We start from the raw sequence: 12,425 nt of genomic DNA, 5'->3' as shown, positions 1-12,425 counted from the left end.
CACTATGTCTAGAGCTTATCTTTCAAACTTCCTGAGCGACAAGCTCAACCAGGCTGTCATCGCGACAGTGCTGGTCGCGGTTGCTTGTCTTTATCTCATATCCATCCTCGATCTACACTGATAGGAGCGAGGGTCTGCTTGAACTGCACCCCGTTTTGACCGGACAGGCGGCATAGCTCACGAAGGCATAGGCGCAAGCCTATGGGTAAGGCTATGTCACCTGATCCGACTGCCCCGCCGGTGCACGGCGAGATCCTGGCTGGCGTTCAGCGCCGACGTCGTTGGTCCACGTCCGAGAAGATCCGCTTCATCGAGGAGAGCCAGTAGCCCGGCTCGTCTGTATCGTTCGTGGCCCGCCGCTACGGCATATCGCCGAGCCTGCTGTTCTCGTGGAAGCGACGCATGTTGGAGGGCGGCCATCAGGCCGTGCAAGCCGACGAGGAGGTCGTCGGAACCAGCCGGGTGCGCGCGTTGGAACGGCGCGTGCGCGATCTCGAACGCCTGCTCGGGCGCAAGACCATGGAAGTCGAGATCCTGAAGGAGGCGCTCGACCTCGCGCGCACAAAAAAACTGAGCTTGCCGCTCGCCTCCTGGGGCGAGCCGACGGGCGGTTCGCGGTGAAGGCGGTCGCCGACACGCTCGGCGTAGCCCGCTCTCATCTGACCGAGCGCCTGAGCCATTCCTCCCGGCCGCGCGGCCCCTACCGCAAGCCCAAGGATGCGCTGCTGTTGCCGACGATCCGCGCGATCGTCGATGCGCGGCCGAGCTACGGCTACCGCCGCGTCACTGCGCTGGTGAACCGGGTGCTGCGCTCGCGCGGCGAGCCCGTCATCAACGCCAAGCGCGTGCTCCGCATCCTGCGGGCGAACGGGCTCACCCTCGCGCCGCACACTGCCCGCCGTCCCGGCCGGACCCACGACGGCGTCGTCGTCGCACTACACTCGAACGTGCGATGGTGCTCGGACCACCTCGAACTGCGCTGCCGGGACGGCGCAGTCGTGCGGGTGCTGTTTGCCATCGACGCCTGCGATCGCGAAATCATGGCTTGGTCAGCGACCACGGCGGGTGTCTCGGCCGAGATGGTCTGCGACCTGATGCTTGCCTGCGCCGAGCGCCGGTTCAGCGCGACAAAGACACCGCATCCGGTCGAGTGGCTGTCCGACAACGGCTCCGCCTACATCGCCAAGCAGACTGCTCAAACGGCCGCTGCGCTCGGCCTGCGGTTGCTGTTCACGCCGGCGCGCTCGCCCCAGAGCAACGGCATCGCAGAGGCGTTCGTGAAGACGCTCAAGCGCGACTACGCCCGCCTCACGATCCTGCCGGACGCCGAGACTGTGATGCGGCTTCTGCCCGGCTGGTTCGAGGACTACAACACCATCCACCCGCGCTCCGGCCTGCGCATGCTCTCGCCCCGAGAGTTCCTCAGCCGGAGTGCCTAAACCCGCCCCGCCGCCTGTCCGCTCAGACAGGGTGCACTCCAGTGCTCTGATCGGGATGTGGCTGGCGTAATGAAGAAGATCGCCATGCATGAAGATCGCTACGCTTTCAGCAAATTCACGAGGCATGCCTAGAGCGGTGCACGTGGACAATATAGACTCAGCACTAGTGCTTCAGCTTGGGGATGCGCCTACAAGCTATTGAAGCTGCTTCCAGCTGGAGACTACAAACCTGAATGCAAAGTTCATGACGCCGAGCGGAACCTTGAATGGGCTGTCTAGCAGGGCCAGCTCTGCGTGCATCCAGATCGGGTGCTTTATCTCTACGAGCGATTCTTTCCTACTCTGGGCTAAGCTGAATTCCGCCATGAAGTGCAAGCTCTAGCCGCACTAGGCAAGATTTGTAGTGGCACTTGAGGCCGAGTTCGGTCGCAAGAACCGCGAGAGCCATCAGCTTCGCCAAGATCTTGAGATCCTGTGCAAACGCGAGTTGGCGGCTCGGCCGCAGCTTAGCATTACAGTTGCAATTTCGTTCTGAGGTGCGCCTGTCGCGCGGCAGCTTGGTGAGCGCGTCGCCAGGCTGACCAAGCGAGCACGAGCGCGGGCTCAATGCGTCGCTGCGCCAGCCGCATCGCCACGCGCCGGATCTCCTGGATGGACCACGGCACCAGCGAGCTTGGCGATGAGCGGCGTTTTTGGGGGCGCTCCGTTGGTCAGCCGGCGCACCCGCGCCAGCATCGCAAAGGCCAGCATCACCAGGCTGACGTGCCGGTGCCAGCCGTGCCACGAACGGCTCTCGTTGTGGGCCAGCCCCAGCTCCGTCTTGGCGGTCTCGAACGCGTCCTCGATCGCCCAGCGTCGCCCCTCCACGGCCACCAGCCTCTCGACCGGCGTGCCGGCCGGGCACCAGGTCGTGAAGTAGGAGAAGCTCCCGTCCGACAGGCTGCGCCGCACGAGCAGGCCGCGCGTCCACACGCTCTGATCAAGCGCGGCGTCGAGCGCATCCGCCGGCAGCGTGGCCAGCGGCAGGTAGGCCCAGTCGAACAGGTGCGGCCCCTTCGTGCCAGCTCCGGCCGAGAGCCGGATCCAGTCTGTCTCGGAGAGATCCTTGGCGATCTCCTCAGCAGTGCCCGCGACGTCGAGGTTTTGGTCCCAGGACCAGAACCGATGCTGACCGGTGACGCCGAGCACGTAGCCCTTGTAGGCGCGCCGCAGCGCCAGCTCGATCTCGCCCACCCCGTAGATGCTGTCGGCCGCCACCCAGGCAAACGGCACCTCTGCCTGGAGCGCCCGCTCGATCATGGCCAGCGCCAGCTGCGGCTTGGTGGCGAAGGTGACGGCCTCCGGCACATGCGCAGCCCGCCTGCGGTCCTCATCCTGGGTCCAGGCTTTGGGCAGGTACAGCTGACGATCGATGAAGGCGTGGCCCTGATCCGAGACGTAGGCGGCAAACACCCCGATCTGGCAGTTGGTGATCTTGCCAGCGGAGCCCGTGTACTGCCGGCTCACCCCGCACGAGGCTCTGCCCTGCTTCAGGAAGCCGGTCTCGTCGATCACCAGCACCGCGTCAGGTGAGCCGAGCGTCTCGAGGACGTAGTCACGCACCACATCCCGCAGCGCCTCCGCGTCCCAGTGCGTGCGACCGAGGATGGCCTGCTGGCGCCAGGGGCCTGGATCACCAGCAGCTTCAGCGCGCATCCAGCCGGTCTTGCGCCGCTCACCCCCGAGCAAGCCGTCTAGGAAAGCGTTGGCGGAGGCGGCGACACTGGGGGCGGCAAACAGCGGGCGGATGCGCTGCTTGGCCTGCCGCAGTGTCATCGACCAGAGCTCCAGCGTGGATTCGAGCGAGGCTGAGGACATCACGCTCTCCCATCCGAAACCACTCAGATAGGAGCTTCGCCCTGCAACTGTAATGTTAGAGCGTCTAACAAAACCATCGTTCGATGAAGCGCCAGACGATGAGGGCTGCGGCCAGCGTGGAGAAGGCGAGATGGATATCGCTCCGCCGCTCGTAGCGAATGGCAAGGCGGCGGAACTGGGCAAACCAGGCCAGCGTCCTCTCGACCACCCACCTGTGACGCCCGAGACGCTGACTGCTCTCGATGCCGCGGCGGGCGATGCGGTGCTGGATGCGCCGGCGGGTAAGAGCCCGACGGCAGCGGCGGTGGTCGTAAGCCTTGTCGGCGTACAGCCGGGCGGGGCGTTTGCGCGGTCGTCCCCAGCACTGGCGGATCGGCGGGACGGCATCCACGACCTCCTCCAGCATCCGGCTGTCGTGCACGTTGGCCCCTGTGAGGCTCAGCGCGAGAGGGATGCCCCTCGCATCGGTGAGGACGTGGCGCTTCGTGCCCGGCTTGCCGCGATCAGTCGGGTTCGGGCCCGTCGCCGAGCCCCCCTTTTGGCGGCAATCGAGGCGCTGTCGAGCGAAGCGCGACTGAAGTCGATGCCGTTCTGGCGTCCCAGCCGGTCGAGCAGCGCCTGTTGCAGACGGTCCCACACTCCAGCCTTCTGCCAGTCGCGCAGGCGTCGCCAGCAGGTCATGCCCGAGCCGCAGCCCATCTCGCGCGGCAGCAGCTCCCAAGGCGTGCCCGAGCGCAGCACGAACAAGATGCCGGTCAGCGCTACGCGGTCGGATGTTCGAGGGCGCCCACCCTTAGGCTTGGCCGGTTCAGGCGGCAGCAGCGGGGCGATCACGGCCCACAGGCCGTCGGGAAGGAGCGGTTTCGCCATTTCCTCTCAACGCGCCGCAACCGGTTTTGTTAGAGGCTCTTAGCCACTGAGCGACCAACAGTGGCGCCCTTCAGAGCAAATAATGGCTTCCGATGGTCAGACGGATCTGCCGCGAGGGTGCCGTGATAGCGGCGCGCATATTCCGGCCCGAGGCGCAGGCCGTTGGAGCAGTAGGAGAACACGATGGCAAGCCCAAGACTGACCGGCCTCGAATTCCAGTGGTTCACTCAGAGCCTGTTTGAGCACCTCCGCCGGCCGTCCCCATCTGTCTCATAAGCCAACATGAATTCCGCCTGGCGGGGCGGAGTGGAGAGCAGATGTGGACGGACCGACATCGGACGCGTCATGAGTCGCGCCTGAAGGACATGGTGTTGCAGGCTGGCTTGGACGAGGTGGCCTGTTTTCTGAAACGAGCCGATCCGCCGGGCCGTCCAGAAGCGACAGCGGCGCGTCAAGTGCTGGCCGGGATCGCTTGGCACCTGCGGACGGGCGGAGGTTGGCGGGCATTGCCGGCCGGCTTTCCGCCCTGGCGCACGGTCTATGGCTGGTTCCGGCGCTGGATCGAGAAGGGCCTGTTCGAGAGCCTGATGCGGGCTCTGGCGCGCCGTCAGCGGCGGCGTTGCGGACGTCGGCCCGATCCACGGCTGGCGGTCATCGACACGCAAAGCGTCAAGTGCATCGGGGTCCGCGGGCCGCGCGGCTACGATGGTGCCAAGAAGCTGGTCGGGCGCAAACGCGTGGCTCTGGTGGATGCCCAAGGGCACGTCCTGGCGCTGGCTGTCGTGCCCGCCAACGTGCAGGATCGCGACACGCTGCCGGCGCTGGATGCGGGCAAGCAGACGTGGCCCAGCCTGCGTCTGGCTCTCCTCGACGGTGCCTTCACGGCCGAGCGCTGCCAAGAATGGTGCAACCTCCACGGCATGCGCCACCGCGTGGTCGAGAAGCAGCCGGACCAGAAGGGCTTCGTCGTGCTGGAGCGGCGCTGGGTCGTAGAGAGAACCTTCGGCTGGCTCAGCCACTGGGGTGGCCTGCTCCGTGAGCGCGCTGGTCGCCTCGACGTTGCAACGGGACGCCTCGCCTGCGTCGCCAGCCTCATGGCCGCCAACGCCCTCAACAATCCCGCCTGAAAACAAGACCTCAAACAGGCTCTCAGAGCCAACTCCTCGCGACGAATTACCAGCAGAGTTGGCGGATGGATCTTGAGCCTTCACTATCCACCTTGGCGTCCTCCATAACTGAGGATGCGAGGGCAAATCTCACCGGTCCGCAATCCCTACAACGGCTGGCGATCCGCTTGGAGCAGTCTGCTGACGAGACCGCGGCCGTCGACTTTGGAGCGCCACCGGGCGCCAATGATCGCTTCGAAGCCGACCGCCGCATCACAGTCCTACGCTGTCTTGCGGCCAAATTCGTGAACGCTGCCGGTGAGGTCGAGGCCTCGAAACAAGACGCGCCTGCAGAGGCAAATGCGCGTCCGAATCAAAGGGGCGATTGCCCGGACGACTTTGCTCCCGCACACAGCCTAACAATCTGCCAGAGCTGATTGAACGCCGCGGCCTGAGCCGGCAGCATGCGCAAGGGCTCCGAATGACCCGTTTGCAGTCCCCCTCGTGCTCCCTGCAAACAAGAGCTGCTCAGGGCGCAATAGCGGGCCCCGGGGTGTAATTGGCATCTATTGCTCCGCATGATCGAATTGACGCTTTCCCGAATTACTCAGACCCCGTTTCAGAAGGGGTTGGACAGCTTGGCGGTTGAGTGAGCGGCAGGCGTCGCGGGCGTTGGGAGAGTGTCTGACGCTCACCCTGGAACCCCAATGTGGACGCCCGCCGCCCGCGCCGAGCTTGCGCGCGAGAGCTTGCCTTACGCAACCTGCCTGAGAGATGCCGAATGGGGCATCGTTGCGCCGCTCCTGCCGACCCCCGTCTCGACCGGTCGCCCCTGGCGTTGGCCGCTGCGTTCCATCCTCGACGGCATCCTGTACGTGCTGCGCACCGGCTGCGCTTGGCGGCATCTGCCCCTGGACTTTCCGCCCTGGTCCACAGTGCATCGCTGGTTCCTGCGGCTGTCACAGGACGGCCTGTTCGAGCGCCTTGCCCATGCTCTCACGATAGCGGACCGCGAGCGGGTTGGGCGCGAGGCGAGCCCGACCGGCGCCATCCTCGATGCGCAGGCCGCGCGCTCGGGCGGCGTCGGTGTTGCGGGCGAGCGAGGCTACGATCCAGCCAAGCGCGTGGTGGAGAGCAAGCGCCACGCCCTGACCGACACGGACGGCCGCCTCCTCGTGGCCGCCGTCTCGCCCGCCAACCTGCACGACAGCCACGGCGGCATCGCACTGCTGCGCGCCTCGCGCGGGGTCTGGCCGTTCCTGGCCCACTGCTTTGCGGACCGCGCCTATCAGGGCGAGCGCGTTGCTTCGGCTACCGCCATCACCGTCGAGATCGTCCAGCCTGAGGCAGGTCAGAAAGGCTTTGCCGTTCAGCCCAGGCGTTGGGTGATCGAGCGGACCTTCGGCTGGATCAGTCGCTGCCGAAGGCTCGCCCGTGACCATGAGGCTACCGCGTCCTCAGCTCTCGCCTTCTTCATCCTCGCCGCCGCAATGATCCTCGTCAGGCGGCTGGCACGTGCCTTATGAAACGGGGTCTCAGAGAAGCAGCAGGATAGAGGGGCGACGAATCCGATTGCTAGGCTTGGAACGTGGCTGATTGATGAAGCATATCTCAGAGACCTTACGCCTGAGGGTCAGCCACGAAGCTCTCAAGTGACTTTGACGGCGCGTGGCTTAGCGCTCTTCGGTTGGGAACGGAGCGATATCGAAAGCAGGTAGAGCAGCCACCAACCGGTCGCCAGCTACATCCGCCGCGCCAACGCCTTCAAGGATCACTCAGGCAGCGGGTTCCTGTGAGCCTTGGCCGCTATAACATCTGGTATTGCCTGGGCTGTTTTGGGTGGCGAGGGTTCCCCTTCTTGGAGGAGCCCTGCCGTGGTGCACCCAGATCGGCTTGCGCAGATCGATGAGCAGTTTGCGGCTGCTGACGAGGTTTGGGCGCGCGAGGTTCGGGGCCGCTACGGTGGCAACCCATACTTCCACCGCGACAAGCCGAGCGGGCGTGGTGAGCCGGGCAGCGCTCTGCGCTCAGCATACGAGGCGCGCGAGCGCGCCTTCGCAGACTGGTGCTCGGCACGCGGGCTCGACGCAGCAACACGCTTGCGCGCGGATGAAGCGATCCTCCATCAGCTTGCGTGAGGGGCAAGCGTTGCTGGCGAGGTAAAACCGGCAGCCCTGCTGAAGGATCGAGTAGCCTTAGCTGTTCACATGGATGCCCGGCCGGCGATTTGACCCTCGCGTCCTTTGGCTATCTAGCTGATGGATGTCCGAGTTCGCCAACGGCTCACCACCACTTCGGCCAGCATCAAATCCGCTGATCAGGAAGCTCGAACGCGGTGCCGCTCTCTCCGATGCGGACAAAGCTACGCTGGAAGCATTGTGCACTCGAACCCGTGAGGTCGAGGCACGGCAGGATCTCATCCAAGAGGGCGAACGGCCGGAGGTGGTCCACCTCGTCATGAGCGGACTGGCCTGTCGCTACAAGGTCCTGCCGGACGGCAAGCGTCAGATCCTGGCCTTCCTGATCCCAGGTGATTTCTGCGATCTGCACGTCGCCATCCTCGGCTTCATGGATCACAGCATCTGTACGCTGAGCCGGTGCACGATGGTGGCGATCTCAAGCGAGAGCATTGCGGAACTGACCCTGAACCATCCTCGCATCACCCGCGCCTTGTGGTGGGCGACGCTGGTCGATGAGGGCATACTGCGCGAATGGCTCACCGGCATGGGCCAACGCTCCTCGGAGGCCCAGACAGCCCACCTCTTCTGCGAGTTGCTGGTGCGGCTCCAGGCAGTCGGGCTCGCAGCATCAAACAGCTGTCAACTCCCGCTAACGCAGAATGAACTGTCCGATGCGCTCGGGATCTCCGCCGTGCATATGAACCGCACCCTGCAGCAGCTGCGCTCGGATGGCTTGATTGTTCTGGCTAAGGGCATGCTCACGGTGCCGGATGTTGCCCGCCTGCAAGCCTTCGCGCACTTCAATCCGAACTACCTGCATCTTCTGCGCCGAACTGGGCAGGCGTGAGGATTGCGGGCCGCTCCGACGAATTGCGTGGCTATGTGGTTGAGCAGGGCCTAAGGTGGCTCACCGCTGATCCGATCCCTGGCAATCAGCCGCTGAGAGAGGCGTGTGCTCCCGCCGATGACCTGCGGAGAGCCATGTGGCACGCTACTTCTTCGACATTCACAACAGCAAGTTCTCGTCGCGCGACACCCGCGGGCAGGAGTGTGTGGGCCCGGACGCGGTGAGCGAGTGCGCGCTGAGGCTGCTCTGCGACGTGGCGAGGGAGCGCCCGCTCGAACACATGCACAGCCGCCTTGGTGCGACGGTGCGCGACGAGAGCGATGATGTCGTGCTCACGGCGACTGTCAGCATGTCGACCACATGGCTGGACGCGGCCTGATGGCCGGGTGAGATCGCGCATTCTATCCTGAGCGCCGATCCACTCGCCGGTCTACGTGGCCGCGAGCGGGATCGTGGACGCGATTGACGGGCTGGCGGAGGCCGTCACGGGCGACCGCAAGCATTTCCACCTGACGGCGCCGACCACGCCCGGCGGGAGCCTGACGCCGACGAAGGCCGACGAGTAGGCGGTAGGGGTCTGGTCCGCTCGGCTCGCTCGCGCATCCTTTTGCGCTGACATATGCTCGGCGCCAAGCAGGAGACAGCGCCGTGGACAATCAGACCGCATTGGACGCTTTAACGCTTCAGCACCAGCGCTTGACCGACATGCTCCGCTCAGCCGACAGCGGCATCTGGTGGTCGTCGGATGCCGCTGCCGGGCTGAATGCTGAAAAGATCAAGGTCCAAGCTGACGTGATCGGCGCCGCCCTGGACGAACTGGAAAACCTCATCAAAAAAATCAACGCGTAGCTTCCGTCAAGGATGCTTCTGTATGGCCTCGAGCGACGACCGCCGCGCCCGCAGGGTCGCCAGAGTGGCTTCGGTCTCCCGCAGTGCCTGCTCCGCCGCAGCGGGATCTTGGCCGCACCGGATCTGCTCTGCGACGCGTGCGATCTCCACGGCCCGACGCGCTTCTTCCTCGGTGAGGTGGCGTTTCGTGACCGCAAGCTCGTCAGCGACCGACCACATCATGGCGCGCCCTTTGGGCTTCAGAACCGTCATCATCGCAGGTCAGCTCGAAGGAACAAATACGAGCGGTCCGACACGGTACTGGAGTGCTGGCATTCCACTCGCCGGAGGCCCGAACGTGTATCCGCAGTGCGGTTCGATGTCTGGACCGTACGGAACGCTTCCCGCGACGTGCGGCGGCCTCCCACAGTGTGCGTGTATGATCCTGCTCTCGGATCTCAGGTTGCTGCGGCAGAGAACGTGAGCCGCGTGCCCGTGTAAGCCCGAACCAGCTTCGTCGGCATCTCGGCCTTGGCCATCTCGTAGAAAGCCTCGCCAGAGCAGTGCAGCGGGACAATGTGGTCCGGTCCGATCTCCTTCAGCGCAGCGAGGGTCTCACGCAGGTACTCCGGCTGATACGGCGCCAGGTGGAAGCCGCCGATCACCGCGTGCACCTTCTTCACACCTGAGACCGCCTGAGCCTGCCGGACCGCGTTCACCACCCCACGGTGGCTGCACGAGGTCAGGACGACGAGCCCGCGCCCCTTGATGTTGAAGGCCGTGGCGATCTCGTGCTGGAACTGGTCCGGAATTGGACCCTGCTGTGGATCGGCCTTGGCGAAGCTCTGAGGATCGCAGCCGACCCCATCCCTGACACCGATCCGCATGGCGCTCGGCGAAAGGATCTTCTCGAAACTGCGCTGTCCAATCTGGCCCGAGGTGAAGCCGTGACCCGCGACGAGGGAGGGCCGCTCCGTCGAGGTGACGGTGAGCCTGGCCTCTTCCAGCCCCTTGCGGTCGATGACGCCAAAATCACCCTTCACGGGCGGCGCAGTCCATTCACGGGCGCAGAAGCAATCCTCGCCGCCGACGTAGAGGGGGAGCTTCGATTTCAGCTTGCCCTTGTTCGCCGCCAGGAAGCCAGCGAGCCCGCCGAAATGATCGTAGTGGCCGTGGCTGAGCACGAGAGCGTCGAGGTCGCTGGGCCGCAACTCCAGCAATGCGAGATTGCTGTTGAGCGCCTGCGGCGTGAACCCGAAGTCCACCAGCGTCCTTCGCGTCTCCTCCCCCCGCCGTGAGGTGACGTGCATGGACAGACCGAACTCGCTGACCATCGTCGGGCCGGGCGGTCGATCCGGACTGATGCCCCAGCCGAAATGCTCGATGACGAGGCTCTCCGCCCTGCGGGTCTTCGGCGCGACAGCGAACTGGTAGCTGTCGGTGACGATCCGGACCGTGACCTCGTCGAGTTCGGGAACTGGTCCAGCGAGGGCTTGGGCTCGCGCCGGACGCGATCCGCCGAGCAGACCCGCCAGCAGCAAGCTCATGGCGAGTGCTCCGCCCCCGCAGAGCAGATCCCTTCGGTCAGGGTCGTCGCAGGTGATGAACTGGCGGCTGACAGCCTCGTTGGTGCGCGTCCATGGGATCGAGGACGGGTTGAGCGTGACAGTCATGGCGACCTCCTGCCGTTGACCGCGAGGGTCACGGGAAGCGGAGGCGCGGGACAGGGCGGTCAGCGAGATCGCCGCATCGGGCGTCTTCAAGTTTGAAGGGTGTCACAGGTAAAGTTTTATTACAACTTTCAAAATTCTGGTTATCATATCAGTGGGTTGGATCAGTATTTTGCGATATGTACTATGTCGGAGCGCGGGCGATCGCAGAGGACATGCTCCAAAGGACCTCGGCAGAAGTACGGCGCCGCTTGTCGATCCGGTGTCATGGATCGCAAAGCGTGCATGACCCAGGACAGCCAACCTGCCGCATCGGTCTGATAAGTAGCAGGATCGATGAAACGAAGCGCAGCAGCTATCACGCAACGTTTCTTAATTTCACCGCGGCAGCTTAGGGGTAACCTTGTTTTGAGCTGGCCTCCTCGACTGCGTGTTTCTGCTTCGCACTATGAGCAGATCTACGAAGTTGCATCCTAATCGGCCAGTGTCGAACCGCTTGTTCAAGGGAGACGGCTATGCTGATCGGGCGTCCGAGATCATCGGTGAGGCACGCCAGGCGCGCCGCCGCGCTCAGCGCCTTCCTGCTCACGACACCCGCACACGCTCATTTCGAGCATCGGCATCAGGTGCTCGGCACGGTCCACTTCCCGGTGACCTGCTCAGCAGAAGCCCAAGCCGCCTTCGATCAGGCGATGAAGCTGCAGCACTCCTTCTGGCACACAGCCGCCGTCCACATGCCCTCGCACATCTTCACGCGGGTCGGTGACTGGGAAAGCTCGGTTGCGTCGAATGCCCGATCGGCAGAGGCGGCGCGTAAGGAAGGGGCGGTCGGCGACGAGCTGCACGCCCTCGACTACATGGTCTACGCTCACCTGCAGATGGGGCAGACGGAAGCCGCCAAGCGCGTGGTGGACGAGGCCAAGCGCTTCACCGACGCGGAGGTGGCCAATGCCGCCCTCCTGCGGGCAGCCTACTTCGCCCTCGCGGCCATGCCGGCGCGCCTCGTGATGGAGCGCGGGGCTTGGAACGAGGCGGAGGCACTCACACCGCTCCCCTCGAATTTTCCGGTCACAACAGCCCTGACACACTTCACACGCGCAGTCGGCTTTGCGCGGTCAGGCAAGCCCGACCAAGCCGGACCGGACATCGAGGCGCTCAAGGCAGCGGTTGAGAAACTAAAAGCCAAAGAGCCCTACTGGATGGAGCAGGTCGACATTCAGCGTCAGGCTGCAGAGGGGTGGGTGGCCTTCGCGTCGGGTCGGCAGGATGAGGGCATCCGGACGCTTCAGGCAGCGGCAGACCGCGAAGCCGCCACCGAGAAGCATGTGATCACGCCCGGTCCGCTCGCGCCGATGCGTGAGCAGCTTGGCGAGATGCTGTTGGAGGCTGGCCGTCCAGGCGAGGCCTTGCTGGCGTTCCAAGCCGTCCAGGTGAGTGAGCCGAACCGCTTCCGGGCGATCTTCGGCACGGCTCGTGCGGCGGAGCAGACGGGAAACCGCGATCTAGCGAGGCAGAACTATGCCAAGTTGCTGGTGCTAGCGGTCAGGGCAGACCACAACCGTCCGGAGCTTGTGGCGGCGAGAGCCTTTGCGGCGGCGGATTGAGTGCAACATTATCTCTGCGCATGT

At 64.7% G+C, this 12,425-nt stretch carries 11 protein-coding genes and 1 pseudogene; 8 read left to right on the top strand and 4 right to left on the bottom strand.

Annotated features, from left to right (window positions below; translation table 11 throughout):
• The first annotated feature begins 201 nt into the window (after nt 1-201).
• Nucleotides 202-1,439 (top strand): annotated as a pseudogene (locus DK389_RS29095) (IS3 family transposase).
• A 603-nt stretch (nt 1,440-2,042) separates the two neighbouring features.
• On the opposite strand, the gene DK389_RS29090 reads toward DK389_RS29095, so the two are convergent.
• Nucleotides 2,043-3,296, bottom strand: coding sequence for an IS701 family transposase (locus tag DK389_RS29090; RefSeq protein ID WP_109895013.1), 1,254 nt, complete (start codon nt 3,294-3,296; stop codon nt 2,043-2,045).
• Nucleotides 3,297-3,360: 64 nt separating this feature from the next.
• A protein-coding gene (locus DK389_RS29085) for an IS5 family transposase (RefSeq protein ID WP_109895011.1) occupies nt 3,361-4,166 on the bottom strand; the annotation gives its coding sequence in 2 pieces (ribosomal slippage) (nt 3,361-3,836 and nt 3,836-4,166; 807 coding nt in all).
• A gap of 317 nt (nt 4,167-4,483) precedes the next feature.
• On the opposite strand from DK389_RS29085, the gene DK389_RS29080 reads away from it, so the two are divergent.
• The 6 genes from DK389_RS29080 (at nt 4,484) to DK389_RS29060 (ending at nt 9,148) form a co-directional block, all read left to right on the top strand.
• On the top strand, nt 4,484-5,293 hold the full coding sequence (locus tag DK389_RS29080; RefSeq protein ID WP_109895009.1) for an IS5 family transposase: 810 nt from the start codon (nt 4,484-4,486) through the stop codon (nt 5,291-5,293).
• A 686-nt stretch (nt 5,294-5,979) separates the two neighbouring features.
• The gene (locus DK389_RS29075) at nt 5,980-6,798 is read left to right on the top strand and encodes an IS5 family transposase (RefSeq protein ID WP_109895007.1); all 819 of its coding nucleotides are present in this window, start codon (nt 5,980-5,982) and stop codon (nt 6,796-6,798) included.
• A 348-nt stretch (nt 6,799-7,146) separates the two neighbouring features.
• Nucleotides 7,147-7,410: a hypothetical protein gene (locus tag DK389_RS33195; protein ID WP_162560954.1), complete on the top strand. Its 264-nt coding sequence runs from the start codon at nt 7,147-7,149 to the stop codon at nt 7,408-7,410.
• Nucleotides 7,411-7,534: 124 nt separating this feature from the next.
• Nucleotides 7,535-8,299, top strand: a complete 765-nt coding sequence (locus DK389_RS29070) for a Crp/Fnr family transcriptional regulator (RefSeq protein ID WP_109895005.1) — start codon at nt 7,535-7,537, stop codon at nt 8,297-8,299.
• Between the two features lie 136 nt (nt 8,300-8,435).
• Nucleotides 8,436-8,678, top strand: coding sequence for a DUF6894 family protein (locus tag DK389_RS29065; RefSeq protein WP_109895003.1), 243 nt, complete (start codon nt 8,436-8,438; stop codon nt 8,676-8,678).
• A gap of 269 nt (nt 8,679-8,947) precedes the next feature.
• Complete coding sequence (locus DK389_RS29060; protein ID WP_109895001.1) at nt 8,948-9,148, top strand: hypothetical protein; 201 nt, start codon at nt 8,948-8,950, stop codon at nt 9,146-9,148.
• Between the two features lie 6 nt (nt 9,149-9,154).
• Here DK389_RS29060 and DK389_RS29055 read toward each other — a convergent pair whose 3' ends face one another.
• The gene (locus tag DK389_RS29055; RefSeq protein WP_109894999.1) at nt 9,155-9,403 is read right to left on the bottom strand and encodes a hypothetical protein; all 249 of its coding nucleotides are present in this window, start codon (nt 9,401-9,403) and stop codon (nt 9,155-9,157) included.
• Between the two features lie 182 nt (nt 9,404-9,585).
• Nucleotides 9,586-10,800, bottom strand: coding sequence for an MBL fold metallo-hydrolase (locus tag DK389_RS29050; protein ID WP_236960424.1), 1,215 nt, complete (start codon nt 10,798-10,800; stop codon nt 9,586-9,588).
• A gap of 623 nt (nt 10,801-11,423) precedes the next feature.
• Here DK389_RS29050 and DK389_RS29045 point away from each other — a divergent pair.
• The gene (locus DK389_RS29045) at nt 11,424-12,401 is read left to right on the top strand and encodes a tetratricopeptide repeat protein (RefSeq protein WP_162560953.1); all 978 of its coding nucleotides are present in this window, start codon (nt 11,424-11,426) and stop codon (nt 12,399-12,401) included.
• Nucleotides 12,402-12,425 lie beyond the last annotated feature (24 nt).

The sequence above is a fragment of the Methylobacterium durans genome, assembly GCF_003173715.1.
In the GTDB taxonomy this organism is placed as follows: Bacteria; Pseudomonadota; Alphaproteobacteria; order Rhizobiales; family Beijerinckiaceae; genus Methylobacterium; species Methylobacterium durans.
The sequence above is the reverse complement of the archived record's forward strand: the minus strand, read 5'-3'. Positions and strand labels throughout refer to the sequence as shown.